Origin of the sequence: Pseudomonas iridis, from assembly GCF_017980685.1 — a bacterium.
In the GTDB taxonomy this organism is placed as follows: Bacteria; Pseudomonadota; Gammaproteobacteria; order Pseudomonadales; family Pseudomonadaceae; genus Aquipseudomonas; species Aquipseudomonas iridis.
Map to the genome: position 1 here is coordinate 66246 of NZ_JACXXO010000019.1, position 26406 is coordinate 92651.

22 protein-coding genes are annotated in these 26406 nt (G+C 60.0%); 9 read left to right on the plus strand and 13 right to left on the minus strand.

The window, feature by feature from the left end; translation table 11 throughout:
• The first annotated feature begins 119 nt into the window (after nucleotides 1–119).
• The gene (gene katG / locus IEQ42_RS23630) at nucleotides 120–2390 is read left to right on the plus strand and encodes a catalase/peroxidase HPI (RefSeq protein ID WP_210705529.1); all 2271 of its coding nucleotides are present in this window, start codon (nucleotides 120–122) and stop codon (nucleotides 2388–2390) included.
• Nucleotides 2391–2718: 328 nt separating this feature from the next.
• On the opposite strand, the gene pepN is transcribed toward katG, so the two are convergent.
• The 6 genes from pepN to IEQ42_RS23660 are packed head-to-tail and all read right to left on the minus strand — an operon-like array spanning nucleotide 2719 to nucleotide 9236.
• Nucleotides 2719–5376 (minus strand): aminopeptidase N, encoded by a 2658-nt coding sequence (gene pepN / locus IEQ42_RS23635; RefSeq protein WP_210705531.1) that lies wholly within the window; start codon nucleotides 5374–5376, stop codon nucleotides 2719–2721.
• A gap of 10 nt (nucleotides 5377–5386) precedes the next feature.
• The gene (locus tag IEQ42_RS23640) at nucleotides 5387–6217 is read right to left on the minus strand and encodes a DUF2797 domain-containing protein (protein ID WP_210705533.1); all 831 of its coding nucleotides are present in this window, start codon (nucleotides 6215–6217) and stop codon (nucleotides 5387–5389) included.
• The gene (locus IEQ42_RS23645) at nucleotides 6214–6474 is read right to left on the minus strand and encodes a YeaC family protein (RefSeq protein WP_042558818.1); all 261 of its coding nucleotides are present in this window, start codon (nucleotides 6472–6474) and stop codon (nucleotides 6214–6216) included. Before IEQ42_RS23645 ends, IEQ42_RS23640 begins: the two co-directional genes overlap by 4 nt.
• Nucleotides 6475–6508: 34 nt before the next feature.
• On the minus strand, nucleotides 6509–7378 hold the full coding sequence (locus tag IEQ42_RS23650; protein ID WP_210705535.1) for a rhomboid family intramembrane serine protease: 870 nt from the start codon (nucleotides 7376–7378) through the stop codon (nucleotides 6509–6511).
• Nucleotides 7375–8349: a metallophosphoesterase gene (locus tag IEQ42_RS23655; protein WP_397463467.1), complete on the minus strand. Its 975-nt coding sequence runs from the start codon at nucleotides 8347–8349 to the stop codon at nucleotides 7375–7377. The genes IEQ42_RS23650 and IEQ42_RS23655 overlap by 4 nt, the downstream gene beginning before the upstream one ends.
• Entirely contained in the window at nucleotides 8346–9236 is an 891-nt protein-coding gene (locus IEQ42_RS23660) for an NAD(+) kinase (RefSeq protein ID WP_042558815.1), read from the minus strand. The genes IEQ42_RS23655 and IEQ42_RS23660 overlap by 4 nt, the downstream gene beginning before the upstream one ends.
• A 115-nt stretch (nucleotides 9237–9351) precedes the next feature.
• Here IEQ42_RS23660 and IEQ42_RS23665 point away from each other — a divergent pair, with 115 nt between their 5' ends.
• Nucleotides 9352–10302: a DUF1853 family protein gene (locus tag IEQ42_RS23665; protein WP_210705538.1), complete on the plus strand. Its 951-nt coding sequence runs from the start codon at nucleotides 9352–9354 to the stop codon at nucleotides 10300–10302.
• A 110-nt stretch (nucleotides 10303–10412) separates the two neighbouring features.
• Here IEQ42_RS23665 and IEQ42_RS23670 read toward each other — a convergent pair whose 3' ends face one another.
• Together IEQ42_RS23670 and IEQ42_RS23675 are read right to left on the minus strand one after the other, a co-directional pair.
• Nucleotides 10413–11696, minus strand: a complete 1284-nt coding sequence (locus IEQ42_RS23670) for an arsenic transporter (protein WP_210705540.1) — start codon at nucleotides 11694–11696, stop codon at nucleotides 10413–10415.
• 153 nt (nucleotides 11697–11849) lie between these two features.
• Nucleotides 11850–12407, minus strand: coding sequence for an NADPH-dependent FMN reductase (locus IEQ42_RS23675; RefSeq protein ID WP_210705542.1), 558 nt, complete (start codon nucleotides 12405–12407; stop codon nucleotides 11850–11852).
• 181 nt (nucleotides 12408–12588) lie between these two features.
• Here IEQ42_RS23675 and IEQ42_RS23680 point away from each other — a divergent pair, with 181 nt between their 5' ends.
• Together IEQ42_RS23680 and IEQ42_RS23685 are read left to right on the plus strand one after the other, a co-directional pair.
• The gene (locus IEQ42_RS23680; protein WP_042558811.1) at nucleotides 12589–12825 is read left to right on the plus strand and encodes a hypothetical protein; all 237 of its coding nucleotides are present in this window, start codon (nucleotides 12589–12591) and stop codon (nucleotides 12823–12825) included.
• Nucleotides 12826–12910: 85 nt separating this feature from the next.
• The gene (locus tag IEQ42_RS23685) at nucleotides 12911–13804 is read left to right on the plus strand and encodes a LysR family transcriptional regulator (protein WP_210705544.1); all 894 of its coding nucleotides are present in this window, start codon (nucleotides 12911–12913) and stop codon (nucleotides 13802–13804) included.
• Here IEQ42_RS23685 and IEQ42_RS23690 read toward each other — a convergent pair.
• From IEQ42_RS23690 to IEQ42_RS23710, 5 genes are all read right to left on the minus strand, one after another.
• Nucleotides 13770–14384 (minus strand): GNAT family N-acetyltransferase, encoded by a 615-nt coding sequence (locus IEQ42_RS23690; protein WP_210705545.1) that lies wholly within the window; start codon nucleotides 14382–14384, stop codon nucleotides 13770–13772. The two genes, IEQ42_RS23685 and IEQ42_RS23690, sit on opposite strands and share 35 nt — an antisense overlap.
• 14 nt (nucleotides 14385–14398) lie before the next feature.
• Nucleotides 14399–16654 (minus strand): Orn/Lys/Arg family decarboxylase, encoded by a 2256-nt coding sequence (locus tag IEQ42_RS23695; protein WP_210705546.1) that lies wholly within the window; start codon nucleotides 16652–16654, stop codon nucleotides 14399–14401.
• Between the two features lie 112 nt (nucleotides 16655–16766).
• A complete protein-coding gene (gene dnaQ, locus IEQ42_RS23700) occupies nucleotides 16767–17525 on the minus strand; it encodes a DNA polymerase III subunit epsilon (protein WP_047300751.1) in 759 nt (252 codons plus the stop codon).
• A 191-nt stretch (nucleotides 17526–17716) separates the two neighbouring features.
• Nucleotides 17717–18178: a ribonuclease HI gene (gene rnhA, locus IEQ42_RS23705; protein WP_042558800.1), complete on the minus strand. Its 462-nt coding sequence runs from the start codon at nucleotides 18176–18178 to the stop codon at nucleotides 17717–17719.
• Nucleotides 18179–18270: 92 nt separating this feature from the next.
• On the minus strand, nucleotides 18271–19029 hold the full coding sequence (locus IEQ42_RS23710) for a class I SAM-dependent methyltransferase (RefSeq protein WP_042558799.1): 759 nt from the start codon (nucleotides 19027–19029) through the stop codon (nucleotides 18271–18273).
• A 66-nt stretch (nucleotides 19030–19095) separates the two neighbouring features.
• Here IEQ42_RS23710 and gloB point away from each other — a divergent pair, with 66 nt between their 5' ends.
• The 5 genes from gloB to IEQ42_RS23735 all read left to right on the plus strand — a co-directional run bounded on the left by gloB (nucleotide 19096) and on the right by IEQ42_RS23735 (nucleotide 26405).
• A complete protein-coding gene (gloB, locus tag IEQ42_RS23715) occupies nucleotides 19096–19863 on the plus strand; it encodes a hydroxyacylglutathione hydrolase (RefSeq protein WP_210705547.1) in 768 nt (255 codons plus the stop codon).
• A 99-nt stretch (nucleotides 19864–19962) separates the two neighbouring features.
• Complete coding sequence (locus IEQ42_RS23720) at nucleotides 19963–21426, plus strand: transglycosylase SLT domain-containing protein (protein ID WP_210705548.1); 1464 nt, start codon at nucleotides 19963–19965, stop codon at nucleotides 21424–21426.
• A 230-nt stretch (nucleotides 21427–21656) separates the two neighbouring features.
• A complete protein-coding gene (locus IEQ42_RS23725; protein ID WP_210705549.1) occupies nucleotides 21657–23489 on the plus strand; it encodes an extracellular solute-binding protein in 1833 nt (610 codons plus the stop codon).
• A complete protein-coding gene (locus tag IEQ42_RS23730; RefSeq protein WP_210705550.1) occupies nucleotides 23486–25327 on the plus strand; it encodes an extracellular solute-binding protein in 1842 nt (613 codons plus the stop codon). The genes IEQ42_RS23725 and IEQ42_RS23730 overlap by 4 nt, the downstream gene beginning before the upstream one ends.
• 4 nt (nucleotides 25328–25331) lie before the next feature.
• Nucleotides 25332–26405, plus strand: coding sequence for a microcin C ABC transporter permease YejB (locus IEQ42_RS23735; protein WP_042558795.1), 1074 nt, complete (start codon nucleotides 25332–25334; stop codon nucleotides 26403–26405).
• The last annotated feature ends 1 nt before the right edge of the window (nucleotide 26406 follow it).

Sequence of the window (26406 nt, forward strand, 5' to 3'; positions counted from 1 at the left end):
AGGTTCTGGCTATCAGCGTCCAATAGTCGGGCTATTAGCCGACTCGCCCACTCGGGTCTAGCCTTACAAGTCCGAAGTCGGCACGAGCCGGCCGTCGCAGACCTGATAAGGACCCGAACATGGCAAACGAATCGAAATGCCCGTTCAACCACGCCGCCGGTGGTGGTACGACGAACCGTGACTGGTGGCCGAATCAACTCAACCTGAAGATCCTGAGTCAGCACTCGCCCAAGTCCGATCCGCTGGGCAAGGACTTCGACTACGCCAACGCCTTCAAAAGCCTGGACTTCCAGGCACTGAAACAAGACCTGCGCGCACTGATGACCGACTCCCAGGACTGGTGGCCGGCAGACTTTGGCCACTATGGCCCGCTCTTCGTGCGCATGGCCTGGCACAGCGCCGGCACCTATCGCACCGCGGATGGCCGCGGTGGTGCGGGCTCCGGCCAGCAACGTTTTGCCCCGCTCAATAGCTGGCCGGACAACGTTAGCCTCGACAAGGCCCGTCGCCTGCTGTGGCCCATCAAACAGAAATATGGTCGCAATATTTCCTGGGCTGACCTGATTGTTCTCACCGGTAACGTCGCGCTGGAATCCATGGGCTTCAAGACCTTCGGCTTCTCCGGTGGTCGCGCGGATGTCTGGGAACCGGATGAAGACGTGTACTGGGGCTCGGAAAACGAATGGCTGGGCGGCGACAGCCGTTACGGCAAAAGCAAGGAGCCGATGCAGGAGCCTGGTGACGGTACTCTGGTCGCCGAGCCGGATTTGCATGGCAAAGAAGAAAGCCGCACCGACCAGGGTGAACGCAATCTGGAAAATCCGCTGGCCGCGGTGCAGATGGGTCTGATTTATGTGAACCCGGAAGGCCCCGAGGGCAATCCGGACCCGGTAGCGTCGGCACACGACATTCGCGAAACCTTCGGCCGCATGGCCATGAACGATGAAGAAACCGTGGCGCTGATCGCCGGCGGCCACGCTTTCGGCAAAACCCATGGCGCCGGCCCTGCCGATAACGTCGGTGCTGAACCGGAAGCCGCCGGGCTGGAAGAACAAGGTCTGGGCTGGAGAAACAGCTTTGGCACCGGCAAGGGCGCTGACACCATCACCAGTGGCCTCGAAGTGACCTGGACCACCACGCCGACCCAGTGGAGCAATAACTACCTGGAAAACCTGTTCGGCTTCGAGTGGGAGCTGACCAAAAGCCCGGCTGGCGCGCACCAATGGAAACCGAAAAATGGCGCGGGCGCTGGCACCATTCCCCATGCCCATGACCCGAACAAACGTATCGACCCGACCATGCTGACGTCTGACCTGGCACTGCGCTTCGATCCTGCTTACGAGCAGATCTCCCGGCGTTTCCTGGCCAATCCCGACCAGTTGGCCGATGCATTTGCCCGCGCCTGGTACAAGTTGATCCACCGCGACATGGGCCCGCTGTCACGCTACCTCGGCCCGGAACTGCCGAATGAAGAGTTGCTATGGCAAGACCCGATTCCCGAGGTCACTCATCCGCTGATCGACGATAACGATGTGGCCACGCTGAAAAACAAAGTGCTGGCATCGGGGCTTTCCGTCTCGCAACTGGTTTCGACCGCATGGGCGGCGGCGTCGACGTTCCGTGGTTCGGACAAACGCGGTGGCGCCAACGGCGGTCGCCTGCGTCTGGCACCGCAGAAGTTCTGGCAGGCCAACCAGCCTGAGCAATTGGCCAGGGTCCTGCAAACCCTCGAAGGGATTCAGGGCGAGTTCAATGGCGGCGCAACCGGCAAGAAAGTTTCGCTGGCCGACCTGATCGTGCTGGCGGGTAATGCCGGGGTCGAGCAAGCGGCGAAAAATGCCGGCCACTCGGTCACCGTGCCATTTTCACCGGGGCGTACGGATGCGACTCAGGAGCAGACCGACGTCGAGTCATTCGGTTTCCTCGAACCGATTGCCGATGGCTTCCGCAATTACAGCAAGGGTAAATACACCGTAGCGGCAGAGGCGCTGCTGATCGACAAGGCGCAATTGCTCACCCTGACCGCGCCGGAAATGACTGTGTTGCTCGGCGGTCTGCGGGTGCTGAACACCAACGTCGGGCAAACCCGCCACGGCGTGTTCACAAGCCAGACCGAAGCGCTGACCAACGACTTCTTCACCAACCTGCTGGACATGGGCGTGGAGTGGAAGCCGACCTCACCGGACGCGGACGAGTTTGAAGGCCGCGACCGTAAAAACGGTAGCGTGAAATGGACGGCGACGCGGGTTGATCTGGTGTTTGGTTCCAACGCGATATTGCGGGCAGTCGCGGAGGTGTATGCGAGTGCGGATGCGAAGGAACAGTTTGTTAAGGACTTCGTCGCTGCGTGGACGAAGGTGATGAATCTGGATCGGTTTGATTTGAAGTAACTGACTGTAACGCAAGAAACTGTGGGAGCTGGCTTGCCAGCGATAGCGGTAGATCATTCAACATTGATGTTGGATCTGACACCGCCATCGCGGGCAAGCCCGCTCCCACATTTCGATCTGCGTCAAAAGCGGCCCCCTCACCCCAGCCCTCTCCCGGAGGGAGAGGGAGCCGACCGAAGTGTATGGCGCCATACATCGACCTGAAACATCGAGCCGATTATGGATTCAAAGCCATTCGCTCAAGTCGGTGCAGTTCGCAAATATTCCCGGATCAGTCCCCTCTCCCCCCGGGAGAGGGTTAGGGTGAGGGGAAGCCACAAACGCTTCCTCAAGCCAGGCTCTTGCTCACCACCTCATACACATCACTCGACAGCGACCCGGAAGCCAGAATCCGCTCCAGTTCGCCTTTCATCAACGCCTGACGGGCGCTGTCGTATTTGCGCCAGCGCGTCAGCGGTGCCAGTTGGCGCGAAGCGATTTGTGGGTTGAAGCCATTCAGCTCGATCACCAGATCCGCGAGGAAGCGATAACCGGAGCCATCCGCCGCGTGGAAGTTGATCAGGTTCTGCCCGGCAAAAGCCCCCACCAGCGCACGCACCTTGTTCGGGTTCTTGATGTTGAACGCCGGGTGCTGCATCAGCGCTTTTACCCGCGCAAGACCGCCCGGCAACGTGCTGCCAGCCTGCACGCTGAACCACTGATCCATGACCAGCGGATTGTCCTTGAAGTGCTCGGCGAAACTCGCCAGCGCCAGGTCCTTCTGCTCATCAAAAGGCGAGTTGACCAGCACGGCCAGCGCGGTCAGACGCTCGGTCATGTTGTCGGCCGTTTCGAATTGCTCCAGCGCCGCTGCCAGCACTTCCGGCTTGCCGCTGAGCATCAGGTACGACAGCGCGATGTTCTGCAGCGCACGACGGGCAAAGTGCTCGGCCTCGGCCACGTACGGGGTTTTCTTCGACAGGTCGCGGTTGGCCTGATAACGCAGCCACAGCGCCTCGAACAAACCTTCAGCCAGTTGCTTGCGGGCAAACTCGCGAGCGATATGGATCGCATCAACGTCTGCGACTTCGCTGATTTCGGTCAGGTACGCCTCACCCGGCAGCGAGAGCATCTCGGCAACCATCGCCTGATCCAGCGATTCATCGGACAGCACGGTGCGCAGTGCCGACACCAGACGCGGGTCGAGCTTCAGGCTTTCGCCCTTCTGCTGCTGGCCGATCAGTTCTTGCAGCACCTGTACCGACAGTTGCTGACCGGCATCCCAGCGGTTGAAACCGTCGCTGTCGTGCTGCATCAGGAACATCAGTTGATCGCGGTTGTACGGGAAGCTCAGTTTCACCGGCGCCGAGAAACCGCGCAGCAAGGATGGCAGCGGCTGTTCAGCGATATCGACGAAGGTGAACGTTTGCTCAGCCTCGGTCACCGAGATCACGCGGGTGGTGCCTTGGGCCGACGCTTCGCCGCTCAGACGCAGGGCGATCTCATTGCCTTTGCTGTCGAGCAGGCCCAATTCAACCGGGATCACGAACGGCAGTTTTTCCACCTTGTCCGGGGTTTCCGGGCAGCTTTGGCGGAAGGTCAGGCTGTAGGTTTTCGCCGCAGCATCGTAGGACTCGCTCACTGCCAGACGCGGCGTGCCGGCCTGGCTGTACCAGCGTTTGAACTGGGTCAGATCAACACCGTTGGCGTCTTCCATGGCCTTGATGAAGTCATCGCAGGTCACGGCTTGACCATCGTGACGGTCGAAGTACAGATCGCTGCCTTTGCGGAAGCCTTCGGCGCCCAACAGGGTGTGGATCATGCCGACCACTTCCGAACCCTTTTCGTACACGGTCAGGGTGTAGAAGTTGGAAATCTCGATGAAGCTGTCCGGGCGCACGGCGTGGGCCATGGGACCTGCATCTTCGGCAAACTGGTGGGTGCGCAGGTAGGCGACATCCTGAATGCGCTTGACCGTGGCCGAGTTCATGTCGGCGGAGAAGCCCGAATCGCGGAATACGGTGAAGCCTTCCTTGAGCGACAGCTGGAACCAGTCGCGGCAGGTCACGCGGTTGCCCGACCAGTTGTGGAAGTACTCGTGGGCGACGATCGCTTCGACCCGCTGGTGTGCGGCGTCGGTGGCGGTTTCGGCGCGGGCCAGCACGGCGCTGGAGTTGAAGATGTTGAGGCCCTTGTTCTCCATGGCGCCCATGTTGAAGTCATTCACGGCGACGATCATGAAGATGTCCAGATCGTACTCGCGACCGTAGACCTCTTCGTCCCAGCGCATCGACTTCTTCAGGCTGTTCATGGCGTGCTGGCACTTGTCGATGTTTTCCGGTTCGACGTAGATGCGCAGCGCGACTTCACGCTTGGTCATGGTGGTGAAGGTATCTTCAACGCACCACAAGTCACCGGCCACCAGCGCGAACAGGTACGCCGGTTTCATGAACGGATCTTCCCACGTTGCCCAGTGCCGGCCGTCTTCGCCCGGGCCCGAGGCAATCGGGTTGCCGTTGGATAGCAGCACCGGATAGCTGTGCTGTTCGGCCACCACGGTGGTGGTGAACTTGCTCATCACGTCCGGGCGGTCGAGGTAATAGGTGATTTTGCGGAAGCCTTCGGCCTCGCATTGAGTGCAGAACATCGTGCCGGACTTGTACAGGCCTTCCAGCGCCGTGTTGGTTTCCGGGTGGATCCTGACGCTGGTGTCGACCGTGAAGGTTTCGCTGGTCGGCTGCAGGATCAGGTTGTTTTCGCTGAGCTGATAAGCATCGGCACTCAGCTCCTGATCGGACAGCGTCACCGACAGCAGTTCCAGTTGCTGGCCATCAAGCACCAGCGGCGGCAGGCCCGCGCCACGCGCCGGGTTGCGGCGCATCACCAGTTGCGCATGGACCAGGCTGTGGTCCTCGAACAACTCGAAGGTCAGGTGCGTTTCGTCGATCAGGTACTCGGGCGCCTGATAGTCCTTGAGGTAAATCATCTTCGGTTGTTCGGTGCGCATGCTGGAATCCTTATTGATGCACGGCGAGCTGATAAGCCGTGTACTTGCGAATATTGATCACGCCGGTGTCGAAGATCAGGTACTGGCCCTTGATTCCCAGCAGCGTGCCTTCGGCAATGGGGTTCTTTTCCAGGTTGAAGCTGACGATTTTGGCCGGGTATTGCTCGACCGGATAGCGGATTTCGAGAGGTTCTACATCGGCAATCGTCTGAATGGCTTGTAGGCCGAATCGCTCCTGCAAGCCTTGCAGACCTTCGGCGCAGCTTTCAAACAACTGATCACGCACCTGCGCCAGATCCACAGACACCGCATCGCCCTTGAGCAACGCACGCCAGTTGGTCTTGTCCGCCACCTGACTGCGAAACAGGTCTTCAACGAAGCCTGACTGCTGGCGCGTAGACACACGCATGATCGGCAATGCCTGACTGGCGCCCTGATCGAGCCAGCGCGTCGGCAATTGGGTTGCACGGGTAATGCCGACCTTGATGCCCGAGGAATTGGCCAGATAAACCACGTGGTCGGTCATGCAAAACTGCTGGCCCCACACCGGATCCCGGCAGGTGCCCGCATCGAAGTGGCAGCGTTCCGGGCTCATGATGCACAGGTCGCACTGCGCCAGTTTGGTCATGCACGGGTAGCAATACCCTTGGCTGAAACTGGTTTTGGTCTTGCGCCCGCAATGGGTGCAGTGGATCGCCCCCAGATACTCCAGACGCACCGTCGTGCCGATCAACGGGTTGACCGGCACCTCGACGTCATCCAGACGAAACGCATATTGCACGTTCGGCCCGTCAAGGCGCGCCGACATTTTGCTGATTGCACCGCGGCCAATCTCGATCAATGGATGGCATCCGACTTGAACAGGATGTTCGGCACTTCGATCGACTTCGATGCACATTCTTGCGGGCCCATGTAACCGGTGCGCTGGTCTTCAGGCAGGTTCTGGATTTCCCAGGCGATCATCGCCTGCAGCGACAACTCGCGCTGTTCGGCGGTGAGCTTGCCACCGTCGGCCCACTTGCCGATTTCCACGGCCAGTTTCAGGCTCTCGTAGATGTCCGGGGTGATGTTCTTGATCATGTCGTTAAAAGAGGACATCTGGGTCTCCGTGCTCTTTATCTACAAACTAAAATTAGATGGCCAGTTTACGGCGGTTATACAAACCACCCAACAAACCGGTGAAGCATCCGATGAGTAACCCGCTGACATGCGCGGCGTTGGCGATTTCGCCGAAACCGATCATCGAGATCAGCCCGGACATGCACACCACCAGCCACACCAGCATCATCACCAACACGCCGCGCGGCAGGCGATAAGCCGGGTTCGGCGCCAGCAACTGGAAGATCCAGCAATGCCCAAGCAAGCCGTAAAGCACGCCGGACAGGCCACCGAACAGGGTCGCGCCGCTCCAGACAAATTGCGCGTAGTTGGAAACGAGGCTGAACAATAAGGTCAGGCCGATCAGATTGATGCTGCCCTGACGCGACTCAATGCGCCGCCCCAGCTCCCAGTACCACATGCCATTCATGGCCAGGTGCAGGATGCCAAAGTGAATCAGCATCGGCGTGACCAGACGCCACCACTGCCCCGCCGCGAGGCTGTCGGCCAATGGCGTGAAGTGGATGTACTCGCCGATCACGCGAAAATCGAGGAAGGTCAGCCAGCGAAGGGTTTCAAGATTTTCGCCGAGGAAGGTCAACCCGCCGACTATCAGGCTCAGCAGCAGGATGAACCCGGTAGCCTTGGCATGCTTCAGTTGCTCGGCAAAACCGGGGCGCTTGAAAGTCTGGGTAACCGGGATATCCAGCTGCTGATCCGGGTCGCCCGCCGGAAAACGCTCGTACAACGAACGCACGTCGTCGCTGATCTCCGCAGGCGCCCAGAGCACCTGCTCGCCCGCCTCTTCACTGACTCGATGGGGCACTTGCATGCGTTGCAACAGCGTGACGAAACCGCTCAGATCCACCGCCAGGGGCAGACGCAATACCGCTACCGAACTCATTGCAGGACCTCCGGCCGCTCGACATCGACCCAGACAAATTTATGCGGATCCAGACGCGTTTCCTGATCCAGACGATAGGCGACGAGTTTGCCGTAGAGCACCGCACTGTAATCCAGACACGCGAGGTTCGGGCGGATCGGCGCCGGTTTGCCGCTGCGCCAGTAGTGGCCGACGAACAGCAATGGCTCATCGACACCGTAGCGCAGCAGGGAATTCTTTTCGGTTGAAGTCAGTGGGATTTGCGCCACCGGTTCCGGCAATGCATCAGGCTGGAAGACAATGTCGCCGTAGGTTTTCGGATCGTCTTCCCAGAATTTGGTGCGGAAGAACGAACGCACCAGACCATCGCCACTGGTCATGGTCTGGCCGTCGGGCAGACGCATGTCGGTACCGCGCAGCAAGCGGTCGAACACGGTGCAGGCGAAACTGCCGGGCACTGCCGAAGCCTGGAGAAAGTGTTCATCGATGCAGCCGTCGGGGAACAACGCGCGCAACGGCTCGATCAGGCCGGCATCCCAACAGGCATGCACCACGCGAAAACGCCCGGCATCGACGAACAGCGGCAGTTGATAGAACCACTGCTGGAAGTCATGCCAGTCGCCCGGATGGTCTTCGAATTGCGTCAGTGTTTCATGCAGCAGGCGCGCATGGCGCGGCGTGTGTTCGCGCACGAACTGCTTGCCGCTGCCCGGTGGCGCCGGGGTGCTCCAGCCCAGAGCGTTGAATTCGTGGTTGCCCATGATGCACAAGGCCTGACCGGCCTCGACCATGTCATGGACGATGTGCAGCGCCTCGCGAATCCGCGGGCCGCGGTCGATGATGTCGCCGACGAACACGGCCATGCGCGATGGATGCCGCCAGACCCCGCCCTGCTTGTGATAGCCGAGGCGATCAAGCAAGTGTTCGAGGGTCAGCGCGCATCCGTGCACGTCACCAATCAAGTCATAACTGCGCGCGGGATCGAGCATCAGTCGCCTCCACCACCCAACTTGCTGCCCCAGCCGAGCTTGGTCCGGCAGACTTCATAGTAGTTGTGGTCGAGCGGGTGAATCAGCCGCAGCTTTTGCGCTTTTTTGCTGACGGTGATGGTGTCGCCCGGCGCGCAGGTGAAGTGGTTCTGCCCGTCGCAGGAGACTTGCGGGTAGATCTGCATATCTTTGGACACGACGATTTTCAGCTCACTGTTGCCATCGACCACAATTGGCCTGCTGGACAACATATGGGGGTACATCGGCACGATCACAATGGCGTCGAGCTTGGGATGCATGATCGGGCCACCGGCAGACAGCGCATATGCAGTGGAGCCGGTCGGCGTGGCGACGATCAGGCCGTCGGCCTTTTGGCTGCAGACGAACTGGCCGTCGATGTACAGCTCGAACTCGATCATTCGCGTCGACTTGCCGGGGTGCAGCACCACATCGTTGAGCGCGTCGCCCTGTCCGATGGCCTCGCCGTGGCGGCGAACTTCGGCTTGCAGCAGAAACCGGTTTTCCACCAGGTAATGGCCGTCGAGCACTTTGGCAACTTCGACTTCCAGCTCATCCGGGCGAATGTCGGTGAGAAACCCGAGGCTGCCACGGTTGATCCCGAGCACCGGCGTATTGTGTTTGGCCAGCGCTCGGGCGGCGCCGAGCAGGCTGCCGTCGCCGCCGACAACGATGACCATGTCGCAGACTTCACCGAGCATCTTGCGCGACGATGTTTGCAGGCCATGCCCCGGCAGGACTTCGGCGATGGTGTCTTCGAGGATCACATGCAGGTGACGATCGAGCAGAAACCGTTTCAGTCGGCGGACGGTATCCAGCACCTGAGAACTGCCCAGGCGACCGATGATGCCGATATTACGAAATTGCTCCATGGGACCTCTGCGGACAATCGAAAACGCGAAAAACCCGATTATGGGCGAAAGCCGCCGTTAGACAAAATCCTTTCAGCCTCAAGGGCGGGCGCGTGTTTAAGGCTATGCTCGCAAGATGATCCTATTTCCCGACCTGCTGCAGCTACCCCACCGATTACGCCATCCGCACGTGCGCGATCTGGCGTGGGTGATCCTCGCCCCGCCGATGCTCGCGACCACGCCGTGGCCCCAGCGCCATCCGCTGGCGGGCAGCGACTGGGTCAGCGATCCCGAGCGACTGGAGCAATGGCTGCGTCAGCTCGATCACGACAGCAGCGGCTTGCTGCACTGGTTGTCCCAGGCGCGCACGCGGCGTCTGGGCTTGTATTACGAGCGGCTGTGGCAGTTTGCCGTGCAGCACGCGCCGGGCATTGAGTTGATCGCGGCCAATCTGCCGATCCGCCGTCAGGGGCACACCCTTGGCGAGCTGGACATGCTGCTGCGTGATCGCGACGGCGTGCATCACCTGGAACTGGCGATCAAACTCTACCTCGGCCCGCAAAACGGCGACGGCCAGGATCCGGCACAGTGGCTGGGGCCGGGTTGCCATGATCGACTGGATCGTAAACTGGCGCATCTGGCCGAACATCAACTGCCCATTTCGGCGCGCCCGGAAAGTCGTGAAACCCTGGCTGCACTGGATATCGAGGCCTTCAGTGCGCAACTGTGGCTGGGTGGATATCTGCTGTACCCGTGGCCCGGCAAGTCGCAATCACCGAATGGCGCGCATCCGCAGCATTTGCGTGGCAGCTGGTTGCATCAGAAAGACTGGCCGGCATTCCTGGCGCAGCGCCCGCCGGGACGTTGGCAACCCCTGCCCCGCCATGCCTGGCTGGCGCCGGCGCATTACCCGGCGGATCAGACCTGGAGCCGTGAGCATTTGCAGATGTGGCTCGAGGCGCTGGAACCCTTGGCGCCAGCGCAACTGATGGTGCGCCTGACCGAGAATGCGCGAGGGGAATGGGAAGAGGCGGAGCGGCTGTTTCTGGTGTCCGACCTTTGGCCGAATGTCCCCGGGCAACCCTGAGAATCTGTGGTGTTCATACCGGCACCATCGCTGGCAAGCCAGCTCCCACAGGTTCTACGTGCACCGCGAATCCAGTGGGAGCCGGCTTGCCAGCGATCGGGTCAACCCGGTCAAAGGGATAAGCGCAATGCCAACGCCGCCAACGTCACCAGCAACACCGGCACCGTCAGCACAATCCCCACCCGGAAGTAATACCCCCAGCCAATCCGGATCCCCTTGCGCTCCAGCACATGCAGCCACAGCAAAGTGGCCAGACTGCCAATCGGCGTGATCTTCGGCCCCAGGTCGCTGCCGATCACGTTGGCGTAGATCATCGCCTCCTTGACCACTCCGCTCGCCTGACTGGCATCAATCGACAAGAGCCCTATCAGCACCGTCGGCATGTTGTTCATGATCGATGACAACAGCGCCGTCAGCACGCCGGTTCCGAACGCCGCGCCCCACACGCCATATCCGGCGAAACCATCGAGCCAGCCCGCCAGATACCCGGTCAATCCGGCATTGCGCAGGCCGTAGACCACCAGATACATGCCCAGCGAGAAAATCACGATCTGCCACGGCGCCTCTTTCATCACTTTGCGCGTGGAAATCTTGTGGCCACGGGCGGCGATCGCCAGCAGCAGCGCCGCGCAGACAGCGGAAATCGCGCTGATCGGAATGCCCAGCGGTTCCAGCGCGAAACAGCCGATCAGCAAAATCGCCAACACCGCCCAACCGGCATAGAACGTGGCTTTGTCGTGGATCGCGGTTTCCGGACGCTCAAGCTGTTCGGGGTCGTAAGCCGCCGGAATATCGCGACGGAAAAACCACATCAGCATCCCCAGCGTCGCGGCCACACTGACGAAGTTCACCGGCACCATCACCGCCGCATAGCGGTTGAAGCCGATGTTGAAGAAGTCCGCCGAGACGATGTTGACCAGGTTCGACACCACCAGCGGCAGGCTTGCGGTGTCGGCGATAAACCCTGCCCCCATGACGAACGCCAGGGTCGCTGCCGGCGAAAAACGCAGTGCCAGCAGCATGGAAATGACAATCGGCGTAAGAATCAACGCCGCTCCATCATTGGCGAACAGTGCCGACACCAGCGCGCCGAGCAGCACCATGAAGGCAAACAGTTTGCGCCCGCTGCCCCGACCCCAGCGCGCCACGTGCAATGCGGCCCAATTGAAAAAACCGGCTTCATCAAGCAGCAGACTGATAATGATCAGCGCGACAAAAGTGCCGGTGGCGTTCCAGATGATTTGCCACACCAGCGGGATATCACTGAGGTGCACCACCCCAAAGATCAGCGCCAGCACCGCGCCCAACGTCGCACTCCAGCCGACACCGAGGCCTTTGGGTTGCCAGATCACGAGGGTAATGGTCAGTAAAAAAATCAGTGACGCAAAGAGCATTCGTAACAACCTTCAATAGGGGAAATAAGCCAATCCACAAAACCTGTGGGAGCGCGCTTGCTCGCGAAGAGGCCTTCAGCCACACATTATGGGTGGCTGAAAGTCCGCCTACGCGAGCAAGCTCGCTCCCACAGGGTTTCGGTTAAGAGGTCATTACTTTTTGTGTTGTTCGACGAACTGCCCAAAGGCATCAATAAACTTTTGCAAGAACGGCTTCACCGACTCGCTCAATTTACCCGCCTCATCAAATGCCGAGCCCGCGCCACCCAAATAGGCTTCCGGTTGCTGCATGCAGTGAACATCAAGAAATACAAACGACTGGCGCAGGTGCTGGTTCGCGCCAAAACCACCGATTGCCCCCGGCGATACACTCATCACCGCGCCCGGCTTGCCGCTCCAGGCGCTCTTGCCGTAAGGCCGCGAGCCGACATCGATGGCATTCTTCAGCGGTGCCGGCACGGAACGGTTGTACTCTGGCGTCACAAACAACAACGCGTCGGATGAACCCACTTTTTCACGGAAAGTGCTGTAGGCTGCGGGCGGTGAATCACCGTCGATGTCTTCGTTGTACAGAGGCAGGTCGCCGATCTCGACAATCTCAAGCTTCAGGTTCGCCGGCGCCAGCTCAGCCAGTGCCAAAGCGACCTTACGATTGATCGAAGCTTTACGCAGGCTACCAACCACTACTGCGACGTTGTAGACATTGCTCATGGAAACTCTCGACTGTCAGTGGGGGAGCCACTAGTTATAGATGATTCGATGACGATTTCACCAGCAGAGGAGGGAAATTCCCGCCTGCTGATTATTTTTTTCCTGTAGGAAAACTTACAGCACCTGATGACGGTCTACCAAGCCGCAAATCAAGCGTTTTATCTCCAGAGGTTCTAAGCAGATGGCAGCAGTACTCGTCGGTCAGTTCCATGCAAGAGATGCGGAAGGCCGCGTTTATTCCGTGCATGAGTTCCAGGAATCCACTCCGTCGGCGGACGGAATCACCGGCAAGGAGCCCGTCACCACTTACAAACTGGCGATTGGCGATCGCATCGAGAAACTTGATGACGCTGAATTCAAGCTGGTTCAGTCGGGCATTATCCTGACGCGCGAACCTGAGCCAATCGTCGCTTCATAAGCGTGCGTTATGAGCAGAAGTCATATGCGCAGACTTGGGGTAGGATTCGGCCTCTGACCCCACCTGCTGAACATGGACTTCACGCATGCGTTTACGCCATATCGAAGTGATTCAGGCGCTCTTGCAGACTGGTCACATGGGCACCGCCGCCGAATGGCTGCAGTTGCCGGTGACCGAAGTCGAAGAGCGTTTGCGCGAAGCCGAGAGTCAGTTAGGGTTCATGCTGTTCGCCAGCGTTCGCGGGCGCCTGCAATCGACGCCCGAAGCGCGGGCGTTGCAGGTGGAAATCGCGCACGTTTACGAAGCGCTGGAACCGGTGCAACGCCTGGCCAGTAGCCTCAAGCAATACCTCGCACCGCCGCTGCGCATCATCGGCACCCCGCCGCTGGCGCAACAATTACTCCCGCACAGCCTGGCCGCCCTGCGTCGACGCCTGCCTGACGCACCGTGCAGCCTGCTCAGCGCGCCGACCCGCGACATCGTCCGCAGCTTGCTGCTGCGCGAAAGCGATCTCGGCTTGAGCTTGCACGACCCCGAACACCCCGACATTCATTGCCAGCCACTGGCCCAGAGCAAGCTGCAACTGCTCGCGCCGCACGGCTGGCTGCAACCCAGACAAAAGTACATTTCCCTACAGGATCTGGCGGGCCAGACGATGGTCGGACTCGAGGGTCAGGACCCGTTGAGCCCGGCGCTGGATCACAAACTCCAGGCCGTGCGTCCGGCGCCGAGTATCCAGACCCGCGTGCAAACCCACCAGATGATGCGCAGCATGGTCGAGGCTGGTGAAGGGCTGGCCATCGTCGACCCGTTTACCGCGCTCGGAGCGCGTGCGGCCGGGCTGGATGTCTGTCCGTTGTCGCCTGCCGTGCCGATCAGCCTCTACGCCCTGACCTTCAAACACGCCGCACCCTCATCGGCGATTCAGACGTTACTGGCGATCATCACGGAACAAGCCGAGGCGATGTTGTCGAACTGAGCGGATTTTCCAGCGGGTTATCGAACAATCGATACCAGAACAGCGCCTCTTCGGCGGTGTTCGGATCAATACCGCGATAACGCAACTTGTCGACGCCGCCAATCACATACCCGCATCGCTCATACAGCCGACAGGCGCCGAGGTTGTTGTTCTGGGTTTCCAGCATGATGCCCGGCAGCTTCTTCTTGCGACTCCAGAACTGCGCCACATCCAGCAATGCCTTGGCCACGCCATGGCGACGGGCCGGCGCGTGCACCGCCAGTTCATCAATATGGGCAAAGCCGTTCCAGTTGGTGCTGATCACCAGATGGCCCACCGGCTCATCATCGAGGTAGGCCATGAATATTGCGCTGTCGGCAGCTTTGTGAAAGCTGCTGAATTCCTCGGGATCGATACCATAGCACTTGCGGTACGGCACGATGGGCGTCACCCGCCACTGGTCGACGGGCTTGCCGATAACAGCGGCACCATACGCCGCGACTTCAAAACTGAAGTCGCTGCCCCAGATATAAGGCGCAAAACCTTCATCGGCAACCCGCACCGACAGCCCTGGGTGTTTTGGATTCATGACCGGTTGCATGCTCGCAAAGCTCCTCATTCCTTGACGCAATCGACGGTGTAATGCCGCCCATTGCCTTCGTCTTCATGTTGCAGTCCATGTACATCAGCAACGAAACCCTGGAAGCTGCTATCGAACGTGCGGGCGAATTTCAGGTAATCGATGATCGAGCGAGTCGACTCGGTAAAGCGCTCACCGGGCATGATCAACGGAATGCCCGGCGGGTACGGCACCAGCATCACGGCGGCAATCCGCCCTTCCAGCTCGTCGATGGGCACCGCCTCGACTTCACCACGTACCAGATGATCGTAAGCGTGGGCCGGCTTCATGGCGATTTCCGGCAGCACCGTGTACATGCGTTTGAGATGCCTGGCAGTGGCATTGCTGCGATAACAGGCGTGCAATTGATCGCACAAATCCCGCAGGCCCATGCCGCGATAGCGTGCGGTATCTTGCTGGGCAACACACGGCAGACACGTCGCCAGACTTACATTAGCGTCGTAACTGCGCTTGAACTCCAGCAACTCGGTGAGCAACGTACTCCATTTGCCTTTGGTGATGCCCATGGAGAACAACACCAGAAACGAATACAGCCCGGTCTTCTCCACCACCAGCCCACGCTCCCAGAGGAACTTGCTGACCACCGCCGCCGGGATGCCCTTCTCGCTCAACGCGCCACCGGCGTTCAGGCCCGGCATCACCAGCGTGACCTTGATCGGATCGAGCAACACGTAATCGTCGCTGACCTCGCCGAAACCATGCCAGTCGGCGTCGGGTTTGAGCAGCCAGTCCTCGGTGTGGACGCGGTCGATGCCTTCGACACCCGGCGGCTGCCAGATCGAAAACCACCAGTCATCCGCCGCGATGTGCAGACGCAGATTGGCCAGCGCACGGCGAAAACTCAGGGCTTCGTCGAAGGTTTCCTGCAACAGCGAGCGCCCGGCCGGGCCTTCCATCATCGCCGAGGCCACGTCCAGCGAGGCGATGATGCTGTACTGCGGCGAGGTCGAGATGTGCATCATGAATGCTTCATTGAAACGATCACGATCCAGTTGCCGCGCGCCGCCGTCCTGGACATGAATCATCGAGGCTTGACTGAACGCGGCCAGCATCTTGTGAGTGGAATGGGTGGTAAACACCAGAGGACTGTCTTCGCTACGCGAAGTGTCCATGCCATAGCGCCCGGCGAAGAATTCGTGAAACGCCGCATAGGCGTACCAGGCCTCGTCGAAATGCAGCACTTCGACGCTATTGCCCAGGCTTTGTTTGATCAGTTCGGCGTTGTAACAGAGCCCGTCGTAGGTCGAGTTGGTGACCACCGCCAGTTTCACTTTCGGCGCGCGCCCCTTGGTCAGCGGACTGGCGTCGATCTTGGCCTGAATCGATTCGCGGCTGAATTCGCTCAGCGGTATCGGGCCGATAATCCCCAGTTCATTACGCTCCGGGCACAGGTACAGCGGGATCGCGCCGGTCATGATGATCGCGTGCAGCACCGACTTGTGGCAGTTGCGATCCACCAACACCAGATCATCGCGAGCGACCATCGAATGCCAGACGATCTTGTTGGCGGTCGAGGTGCCGTTGATCACGAAAAAAGTGTGGTCGGCTCCGAAGTTGCGGGCTGCGCGGGCTTCCGCCTCGGCGAGCGGGCCGGTGTGATCGAGCAGCGAACCGAGTTCGGGCACCGATACTGACAAGTCGGAACGCAGAGTGTTTTCACCGAAAAACTGATGAAACGCCTGCCCCACCGGACTCTTGTGATACGCCACGCCGCCGCCATGGCCGGGGGTGTGCCAGGAATAATTGGAGTCGGCAGTGTGTTGCACCAGCGCTTTGAAAAACGGCGGCAGCAAACCGTCGAGATACTTGCGCGCCGCCCGCGCCACTTGCCGGGCCAGGAACGGTACGGTGTCTTCGAACAGGTAAAGGATGCCGCGCAGTTGATTGAGCTCGGCCATGGCGTCGGCAGGGGCATTTTCCAGGGTGACTTGCTCGCCCAGGGCAAAGATCGGCAGATCCGGCGCCCGCACCCGCGCGAGGCTGATCAGTTCGGCCATGTTCTGCAAAAGATGCGAGTCGGTGCTGGCGTCCTCGGCGGCAATCAACACGCATGCCAGACCATGATGGGTCGAAGCCACCAGACGCCCTTCCGCGTAGTCGGTGGCCGAAACGATACTGAAACCTTCCTGCTCCAACTCCCGGGCAATGCCGCGGACACGATCGCCGGCGACCGTGTCGGCCCTGATATCACGATGGACAATCAACACCGGAAATTTCAAGTCTTTGTACATGAGGCTCAGTGTCCTGAGGCGGCGGATTCGAATCCGCCAATGCATTCAGGGTAGAGGGTTGCAGCGAAAGTGGCGAGGGTGGCCAGTTGTCAGCAACGCGATCTTTTGATCTTCAAGCCTGCGCGTCAGCCTCGGCAATCTGCGTCCACAACGCCGGGCCACCGGCCGACTTGGCAATGATCTCCAGCCGCACCAGATGCGCAGCCAGTTCATCTTCAGTCGCACGAATGATCCGTGCAGGCTGGCGATCAGCTGGCAAGCGACGAATCTCGGTAGCGGAGTTGTCCGAACCATCGCCCGTGCCATTGCCGTCGGAGGCGTTGCCGGCCAGCGACAGACTGGTCTGGCCACCGGTCATGGTCAGGTAGACGTCGGCGAGGATCTCGGAGTCGAGCAAGGCGCCGTGCAGTTCACGGCCGGAGTTGTCGACGCCATAACGTTTGCACAACGCATCGAGGCTGTTGCGCTGACCCGGGTGACGTTCCCGGGCCATCATCAAGGTGTCGAGGATCGAGCAGTGTTGCGTGATGTCTGCGAGATCCTGGCGCCCCATCAAGGCGAATTCGTTGTTGATGAAGCCAACGTCGAACGCCGCGTTGTGGATGATCAGCTGCGCGCCTTTGATGAACTCGAAAAATTCATCAGCAACTTCGGCAAAGCGCGGCTTGCCGACGAGGAATTCGTTAGTGATGCCGTGGACGCCGATGGCGCCTTCGTCACTCTCGCGATCCGGTTGCAGGTAAACGTGGAAATGCCGGCCCGTGAGGCGCCGACCGATCAGTTCGACACAACCGATTTCGATAATCCGGTGACCATCGGTCACCGGCATGCCGGTGGTTTCGGTATCGAGTACAACGGATCTGGTGGCCATCAGTGCTCAGCTCTCAACGGGTCAATCGGGCAAAACGCGGATCTTAACACGCTCACGGGGTGTATCTGCCTTGGCGCGTTATAGTTCTTCGCGAGCAGGCTCGCTCCTGGAGGGGGATTTGTGAACTGCACAAATCCCCCTCCAGGCGCGAGCCTGCTCGCGAATGGGCGCTACGGTGAAATTGGAAAAAATCAGCTCTGCTTGTAACCGCGCACTTCATCAACGCCACGGTTGGCCAACTGGTCAGCCCGCTCGTTACCGTGATGACCAATGTGCCCGCGCACCCACTTCCAGGTGACCTTGTGGCGGTTGACCTGCTCGTCCAGCTCTTTCCACAGATCAGCGTTCTTCACTGGCTCTTTGGCAGCTGTCTTCCAGCCGCGCTTCTTCCAGTTGACCATCCACTCGTTGATGCCCTTCATCACGTACTGCGAGTCGGTCACCAGCAGCACTTCGCACGGACGCTTCAAGGCTTCGAGGCCGCGGATCGCGCCGAGCAGTTCCATGCGATTGTTGGTGGTGTTGGCTTCGCCGCCCCACAGTTCCTTTTCGACGCCCTTGCACACCAGCAAGGCGCCCCAGCCGCCCGGGCCGGGATTGCCCTTGCAGGCGCCATCGGTGAACAGTTCTACGCTTTCAACGGTTTCACTCATGCCAATCTATCCAGAAAAAATGCGAGCCTCGCCAATCGCGGATCGACGATGACTGCGGCCGAAGCAAGTCCGGCCACTATAAAAAGAAGGGTTTACGGTTCGATGCGGCGGCGGTTGACCTTGGCCATCGGCAGCGGAATCAGCTTGCCCATCGGCTCGCGTCGCTCCTGACGCAGTGGGCGTAGCCCGACAACAATCTTGCGCGCCACCAATAAGTAGAAGCCGCCTCCCGACAGTTGCCAGTCACCGGCCTTGCGTTCCCAGCCGGCCAGGCGGGCCTGCCACTTGGGCGACGCGAGCGGCGGACGATAGCACCCGAAGCGGCGTTTCTCCAGCGCAAAGCCCAGCAGATTGAGCCAGTCGGCAACCCGCGAAGGCGAGATGCAGCGTGCCTTGCGCAAGGCGTCGTGAGCAAACGCATGGCGCAGGCCCCAGGTGCTCCAGGGGTTGATGCCGATAATCAGTAAATGCCCGCCAGGGCGCACGCTGCTCGCCGCTTCGCGCAACAGACCGTGAGGTGACAGACAGAAATCCAGACCATGCTGCATCACCACCACGTCGGCGGCGTGCTCGCTCAATGGCCAGGCCTGCTCTTCACAGACGATCTCGACACCCGGCAACGGCGCACCGAGCCGCACGTTGCGCTGTACTTGCGGCGCTGACGGCGGGGTTTCGGCCGAGGGACCGTAGTGCACCAGATAGCCACCGAAGAACCGGGCCAGCTCGTCTTCGAGCATGCGCCGCTCTTCATCCAGCAGAAATTGCCCGAGCGGGCCCGATAGCCATTCACGGGCGGCACTGATCAACGCCAGCCAGTCGGGATCTGCCTGAGCGAACGCTTTATCGGTCATGTCATTCTCCAACGCGCCAGGAACTACTAAGATGCGCCAATGTTTTCCGCTTGGCGAATTCCGACGATGATACAGATCAGTGCCCTGCCCGCGTTCACCGATAACTACATCTGGTTGTTACAGGATCACCGTACCCAGCGCTGCGTGGTGGTCGATCCAGGCGATGCCGCACCCGTGCTGGCGTGGCTCGACGCCCATCCTGGCTGGGTGCTGAGCGATATCCTGATCACCCACCATCATCACGATCACGTCGGCGGCGTCGAGCGCCTGAAACAGGCCAGCGGCGCCACCGTTTACGGCCCGGCCAGCGAAAACATTCCGGCACGGGACGTGGCCCTCAAGGACAACGACAGCGTCAGCGTGCTCGGCTGGGACTTCGATGTCTACGCGGTGCCCGGTCACACATTGGGACACATTGCCTATTATCACCACGGCTTGCTGTTTTGTGGCGACACGCTGTTTGCCGCCGGTTGTGGCCGCTTGTTCGAGGGCACGCCTGAGCAGATGCACCACTCGCTCAGCCGGCTCGCCGCGCTGCCTGAAGATACGCTGGTCTATTGCACCCACGAATACACCCTGAGCAACCTCAAGTTTGCCGCAGCGGTTGAACCGGGCAACGCGGATATTGCCGCCCGTCTGGAAAAAGTCACCCGGCAACGGCAAAACGGTGTCATGACCCTGCCCTCGACCCTGGCGCTTGAAAAACTTACAAATCCGTTTTTACGGACCACTGAAACATTGGTTACACAAAAAGTGGACGAACGGGACGGCGCTCAAAACCGGGCCCCGAGTGAGGTTTTTGCGGCTCTGCGGGCATGGAAAGATACGTTCTAAGAGCCCCATGGCCTGATACAAAAATTCTGAATGGTTGACCGCAAGGGGTGCACTTTCTAGAATCGCCCGACATTTTTGCCCGGAACTTACTTCCAGCCAATGTCGTCATCCATACGTAAGTCCGTCAATTCAGATGCGTTGACCCGCCTGGCGCAAGCCATCGCGGTGGCGGTGTCTGCCACGCTGGCGGGCTGTTCCAGCCACGCCCCGCAGCCTGAAGCGACCCATACGCCGAACATTGCTGCGCGAGCCAAACAGAAGCCGATCTGGCTGACCGAGAAGCCCAGCCCACAGGCTCCCCAGGATGTCTGGGAGCGCATGCGCCAGGGTTTCCAGTTGCAGGAAGGCCTGGGCGTGAACCCGCGCATCGAGCAGCAGCGCCTGTGGTTTGCCAGCAACCCCTCTTTTCTTGAGAACGCCGGCGAACGCGGCAGTCTCTATATCCATTACATCGTCGAACGCCTCGAAGAACGCAACATGCCGCTGGAACTGGCCCTGCTGCCAGTAATTGAAAGCTCGTACAACCCGATGGCCTATTCCCGGGCCCACGCGGTAGGTCTCTGGCAATTCATTCCTTCCACCGGTCGTTACTTCAACCTGCGTCAGACCCGTTTCTACGATGGCCGTCGCGATATCACCGCCTCGACCACCGCAGCCATGGATTACCTGACCCGTCTGCACGATATGTTCAACGGTGACTGGCTGCTGGCGCTGGCGGCCTACAACGCCGGCGAAGGCACAGTGAGCCGGGCGATCGAGCGTAACGAAAAGCTCGGCCTGCCAACCGACTACTGGAACCTGCCGCTGCCAGCGGAAACCCAGGCCTATGTGCCAAAGTTGCTGGCCCTGTCGCAAGTGGTCCTGGCGCCGGAAGCCTACGGCGTCAATCTCAATCCGATCGCCAACGAACCGTACTTCCAGGTCGTCGAAATCAACCAGCGCATGGACTTGTCGAAAGTCGCTGCAGTGGCCAACATCGACGAAGACGAACTGTTCCAGCTCAACCCGGCGTTCAAGCAGCGCACAACCATCGACGGGCCTCAGCATTTGCTGGTGCCGACGTCCAAGGCGCAACTGCTGACCGCCAGCCTGCAAACCATGCGCCCTGACGAGCTGATCAGCCCGCGCTCGCTGAAACCGGTGTTCGACGGTGCCGATCCTGCCGAAGTGGCGCAGCTCAAGCGCGCCTACCGCGTGAAGCGTGGCGACAACCTTGGCACCATCGCCAAGGCCAACAAGGTTAACGTCAAGGATCTGCAACGCTGGAACAAATTGACCGGCAAGAACCTCAAGATCGGTCAGACCCTGGTGATGCAGGACAACACCAAGCGCAGCCCTTCGCGCAAAAGTGGCCGGGTCAACACCGTAATTGCGGCGAACAGCAAGGCCAAAGGCAAGGCCGAGAGCGCCCAGCAGACCAAGTACAAGGTCAAGCGCGGCGACACCCTGTATGTGGTGGCCAAGCGTTTCAATGTTGAGATGCAACATCTCAAGCGCTGGAATCCGGGTGCCGGCAAGGCATTGAAGCCAGGGCAGATGCTCACGGTTTATTCGCCGCATTGATTGATAAAACAGCCCCTGAATTTCAGGGGCTTTTTTTCGACGGGTGTCTGGCTTGAACTCGGGGTGCCTGGTAGATCCATCCCCCTGACCCTTTCCCTCCGGGAGTGGGTCAGGGTGAGGGGTTCTTCGGCAAGAGGATTAACAGCCCATTACCCGGCTATCTTTTTCCTGTCCAGACAAGCTGTTACTGTACGGCCCACAAAGCCCAAGCCGCCTGGATCAGATCTGACTTGAAGCGTCCCCTCCTCCTGCTCCTGATCAGCCTGGCCTTGAGCTCACCCGCAAGTGCGACGATTACCGAAAGTCACGGTTATGCGCAATTCGGCACGCTCAAGTACCCGGCCAGATTTACCCACTTCGACTGGGTCAACCCGCAAGCGCCCAAGGGCGGTACGTTGCGGGTAATGGCGTTCGGCACCTTCGATACGGTCAATCCGTATACCTTCAAGGGCACCAGCCCGGTTTCCACAGGGAATTTCCTTCAGTACGGCATCAACGAGCTGAACGAACCACTGGTGGTCGGCACCGGCCAGTATTCGCCATCCGGTGACGAACCGGCATCCAGCTACGGCTTGATCGCGCAATCGGTGGAGTACAGCGAAGATCGCAGCTGGGTGGTGTTCAATCTGCGCCCGGAAGCACGCTTCCACGATGGAACTCCAATCACCGCCTACGACGTGGCGTTCTCCTACCGATTGCTGCTCAAGGAAGGTCACCCGCTGTATCGCACCGCGCTGCAGGAAGTGCTGCGGGTCGACATACTCAACAAGCAGCGCATTCGTTTCGTGTTGAAGCGCTCAGGCAACCCGCTGTTGATTCTGCGCCTGGGCGAATTACCCGTGCTGCCGCAACACTACTGGAAAGACCGCGACTTCAAGGCCACCACCTTCGAACCGCCGCTGGGCAGCGGCCCGTACCGCATCACTTCGGTGACGCCGGGGCGCCAGCTGATCTTCGAGCGGGTCAAGGATTACTGGGGCAAGGACCTTGCGGTCAATCGTGGCAAGTACAATTTCGATCGCATGCAAGTCGAGTTCTACCGTGACAGCGACGTCGCTTTCGAAGCCTTCAAGGCCGGCGAGTTCGACATCTACATCGAGCATCAGGCGAAGAACTGGGCCACCGGCTACAACTTCCCGGCCGTGCGCCGCGGCGAGGTGATCAAGGCGCAGATCGCGCATCAGATCCCGACCCAGAGTCAGGGCCTGTTCATGAACACCCGCCGAGCGACCTTCGCGGACACCAGAGTTCGCGAAGCGCTGGGGCTGATGTTCGACTTCGAGTGGACCAACCGCGCGCTGTTCAGCAATGCGTACAAGCGCACCACCAGTTACTACCCCAACAGCGAATTTTCCGCCAGCGGCCTGCCGGTCGGGCACGAATGGCTGATGCTCAAGCCATACAGGGAGCAACTGCCGGCCAAGCTGTTTACCGAGCCGTTCACCCTGCCGCAGACCGACGGGCGCGGCGTTCCTCGGGACACCATGCGCAAGGCCCTGGCGCTGCTTGCCGAGGCTGGCTGGAAGCTCAATGGCCAACGCCTGCAAAACGCCGCTGGCCAGCCATTTCGCTTCGAGCTGTTGCTGGTCAATCCGAACCTGGAACGCCTCCTCCAGCCGTATATCGAGAACCTCAAAAGTATCGGTATCGACGCGCGCCTGCGCACCGTGGATCGCGCCCAGTACAAACAACGCCTCGATCAATTCGACTTCGACATGATCCTGATGACGCTCAGCCAGACCCTCAGCCCGGGCCTTGAGCAATGGCAGTACTTCCATTCCAGCCAGGTCGGGATCAAAGGCAGCAAGAATTACGCGGGCATCGCCAATCCGGTGGTCGATCACCTGCTCGAACAATTGCTTGCCGCGCGCACCCGCGACGAGCAGGTCGCCGCCGGCAAGGCCCTTGATCGCGTACTGCTCTGGCAGCACTACAGCATTCCCAACTGGTACCTCAATTATCATCGCCTGGCCTACCGCAACCGGTTGGCCTTTGTCACCACGCCGCCCTACACCCTGGGCCTGAGCTCTTGGTGGCTGAAGTCTTCGGAGAAAGATCAATGAAACCGATCCGCGCCCTGCTCGTGCAGGCCAGCGGCCTGCTGTTCGCCGGGCTGGCTTTTGCCGCCCCGCAGCACGCCTTGACCCTGTACAACGAGCCGCCGAAATACCCGGCCGACTTCAAGCATTTCGACTACGTGAACCCCGACGCGCCCAAAGGCGGGACTTTTCGCCAGGCCGGGTCCGGCGGCTTCGACAGCCTCAACCCGTTCATCAGCAAAGGCGTACCTGCCGAAGACATCGGCCAGATCTACGACACCCTGACCAAGCACAGCCTTGACGAGCCCTTCACCGAATACGGCCTGATCGCCGGCAAGATCGAAAAGGCCCCGGACAACAGCTGGGTGCGGTTTTACCTGCGCCCCGAAGCGCGCTTCCAAGATGGTCACCCGGTACGCGCCGACGACGTCGTGTTCAGTTTCGAGACGCTGACCAGGGAAGGCTCGCCGATGTTTCGCGGCTACTACAATGACGTCGCCGAAGTTATCGCAGAAGATCCGTTGAAAGTGCTGTTCAAATTCAAGCACACCAACAACCGCGAACTGCCGCTGATCCTCGGCCAGTTGCCGGTACTGCCCAAACACTGGTGGGCCGGGCGCGACTTCACCAAAGGCAACCTGGAAATTCCGCTCGGCAGCGGCCCCTACAAAGTCACCGAAGTGAAGGCCGGGCGCTCGGTGCGCTACGAGCGGGTCAAGGATTACTGGGGCAAGGACTTGCCGGTCAATCGCGGCTTTTACAACTTCGACACGATGACCACCGATTATTACCGCGACAACACCGTCGCCCTCGAAGCGTTGAAGGCCGGTCAATTCGATTACTGGCTGGAGATGACCGCGAAGAACTGGGCCAACGCCTACAACATCCCGGCCGTCACCGAGGGTCGGTTGATCAAGGAACAGATCGCCAACGGCAACCCGACCGGCATGCAGGGTTTTGTCTTCAACCTGCGCCGCCCGGTGTTCCAGGATGTTCGGGTACGTCAGGCGCTGGGGCTGCTGCTCGACTTCGAATGGACCAACAAGCAATTGTTCAACGGCGCCTATGTGCGCACCCGCAGTTATTTCGAAAACTCGGAAATGGCCGCCACCGGCCTGCCCGACGCCGATGAGCGGGCGATCCTCGACCCCTTTCGCAGCAAACTCCCGGCGCAGGTGTTCAGCGAAGCCTTCGAGAATCCGAAGACCGACGCCAGCGGCATGATTCGCACCCAGCAACGCGAAGCCTATCAACTGCTGCAAGAGGCTGGCTGGAGGATCGTCGACGACAAAATGGTCGACGCTAGCGGTAAACCGGTGGTCATCGAATTTCTGCTGACACAGACCGATTTCGAACGTGTGCTGCTGCCGCTCAAGCGCAACCTCAGCGACCTCGGCATCGATCTGGTGATTCGCCGTGTTGACGTCTCGCAGTACATCAACCGCGTGCGTTCGCGGGATTTCGACATGATTGTCGGCAGTTTCCCGCAGTCCAATTCGCCGGGTAACGAGCAGCGCGAATTCTGGATGAGTGCCGCCGCTGACAAGCCGAGCAGCCGCAACACCATGGGTCTGAAAGACCCGATCGTCGATCAACTGGTCGAGAGCCTGATCAACGCCGATACGCGCAAAAGTCTCGTGGCCCATGCCCGCGCGCTCGACCGCGTGTTGCAGTGGGGCTATTACGTGATCCCCAACTGGCACATCAAGACCTGGCGCGTCGCGTACTGGAACCACATCGGACACCCGAAAATCTCGCCCAAGTACGATATCGGAATTAATACCTGGTGGGTCAAACCCGACGCGAAACCGGCGATAGAAGTCGAAACCAAACTGCAAGCCGACCCTGCGGGCACGGAGTAATCAGATGCTGGCGTATATTTTTCGGCGACTGTTGCTGATCATCCCGACCCTGTTCGGCATTTTGCTGATCAACTTCGTGATCATTCAGGCTGCGCCCGGCGGGCCGGTCGAGCAGATGATCGCCAAGCTCGAAGGCTTTGAAGGCGCCACCAGCCGCATTGCTGGCGGCGGTGCCGAAGTGTCGGTGGCCGGTTCCGCCTATCGCGGTGCGCAGGGTCTCGACCCGGCGCTGATCAAGGAAATCGAGCACATGTACGGGTTCGACAAATCGGCCCCGGAACGTCTGTGGATCATGGTCAAGAACTATGCATCGCTGGATTTTGGCGACAGCTTCTTTCGCGACGCCAAGGTCATCGACCTGATCAAGGAAAAGCTGCCGGTATCAATCTCGCTGGGGCTGTGGAGCACGCTGATCATGTACCTGGTGTCGATCCCGCTGGGGATCGCCAAAGCCACGCGGCACGGCAGTCACTTCGATGTCTGGACCAGTTCGGCGATCATCGTCGGCTACGCGATCCCGGCGTTCCTCTTCGCGATCCTGCTGATCGTGGTGTTTGCCGGCGGCAGTTATCTGGACTGGTTTCCGTTACGCGGCCTGACCTCCAACAACTTTGACGAATTGAGCCTGGGCGGCAAGGTTCTTGATTACTTCTGGCACCTGGCGCTGCCGGTAACGGCATTGGTGATCGGCAATTTCGCGACGATGACCCTGCTGACCAAAAACAGCTTCCTCGACGAGATCAACAAGCAGTACGTGGTCACCGCCAAGGCCAAGGGCCTTACCCGTCACCGCGTGCTCTACGGTCATGTCTTCCGCAACGCCATGCTGCTGGTGATCGCCGGGTTTCCGTCAGCGTTCATCGGTATCTTCTTCACCGGCTCGTTGCTGGTGGAAGTGATTTTCTCGCTCGACGGCCTCGGTCTGATGAGTTTCGAAGCGGCGATCAACCGCGATTACCCGGTGGTGTTCGGCACCCTGTTCATCTTCACCCTCCTGGGGCTGGTGGTGAAACTGATTGGCGACCTCACCTACACCCTGGTCGATCCGCGCATCGACTTCGAAAGCCGGGAGCATTGAG

Bases quoted from the DNA above. Each gene is read 5' to 3' on its own strand.
- IEQ42_RS23695 (WP_210705546.1), bottom strand. From the start codon at position 16,654: ATGTACAAAGACTTGAAATTTCCGGTGTTGATTGTCCATCGTGATATC.
- IEQ42_RS23680 (WP_042558811.1), top strand. From the start codon at position 12,589: ATGGCAGCAGTACTCGTCGGTCAGTTCCATGCAAGAGATGCGGAAGGC.
- rnhA (WP_042558800.1), bottom strand. From the start codon at position 18,178: ATGAGTGAAACCGTTGAAAGCGTAGAACTGTTCACCGATGGCGCCTGC.
- IEQ42_RS23735 (WP_042558795.1), top strand. From the start codon at position 25,332: ATGCTGGCGTATATTTTTCGGCGACTGTTGCTGATCATCCCGACCCTG.
- IEQ42_RS23675 (WP_210705542.1), bottom strand. From the start codon at position 12,407: ATGAGCAATGTCTACAACGTCGCAGTAGTGGTTGGTAGCCTGCGTAAA.
- pepN (WP_210705531.1), bottom strand. From the start codon at position 5,376: ATGCGCACCGAACAACCGAAGATGATTTACCTCAAGGACTATCAGGCG.
- IEQ42_RS23665 (WP_210705538.1), top strand. From the start codon at position 9,352: ATGATCCTATTTCCCGACCTGCTGCAGCTACCCCACCGATTACGCCAT.
- IEQ42_RS23720 (WP_210705548.1), top strand. From the start codon at position 19,963: ATGTCGTCATCCATACGTAAGTCCGTCAATTCAGATGCGTTGACCCGC.
- IEQ42_RS23690 (WP_210705545.1), bottom strand. From the start codon at position 14,384: ATGCAACCGGTCATGAATCCAAAACACCCAGGGCTGTCGGTGCGGGTT.
- katG (WP_210705529.1), top strand. From the start codon at position 120: ATGGCAAACGAATCGAAATGCCCGTTCAACCACGCCGCCGGTGGTGGT.
- IEQ42_RS23660 (WP_042558815.1), bottom strand. From the start codon at position 9,236: ATGGAGCAATTTCGTAATATCGGCATCATCGGTCGCCTGGGCAGTTCT.
- dnaQ (WP_047300751.1), bottom strand. From the start codon at position 17,525: ATGGCCACCAGATCCGTTGTACTCGATACCGAAACCACCGGCATGCCG.
- IEQ42_RS23730 (WP_210705550.1), top strand. From the start codon at position 23,486: ATGAAACCGATCCGCGCCCTGCTCGTGCAGGCCAGCGGCCTGCTGTTC.
- IEQ42_RS23645 (WP_042558818.1), bottom strand. From the start codon at position 6,474: ATGTCCTCTTTTAACGACATGATCAAGAACATCACCCCGGACATCTAC.
- IEQ42_RS23685 (WP_210705544.1), top strand. From the start codon at position 12,911: ATGCGTTTACGCCATATCGAAGTGATTCAGGCGCTCTTGCAGACTGGT.
- IEQ42_RS23710 (WP_042558799.1), bottom strand. From the start codon at position 19,029: ATGACCGATAAAGCGTTCGCTCAGGCAGATCCCGACTGGCTGGCGTTG.
- IEQ42_RS23650 (WP_210705535.1), bottom strand. From the start codon at position 7,378: ATGAGTTCGGTAGCGGTATTGCGTCTGCCCCTGGCGGTGGATCTGAGC.
- gloB (WP_210705547.1), top strand. From the start codon at position 19,096: ATGATACAGATCAGTGCCCTGCCCGCGTTCACCGATAACTACATCTGG.
- IEQ42_RS23670 (WP_210705540.1), bottom strand. From the start codon at position 11,696: ATGCTCTTTGCGTCACTGATTTTTTTACTGACCATTACCCTCGTGATC.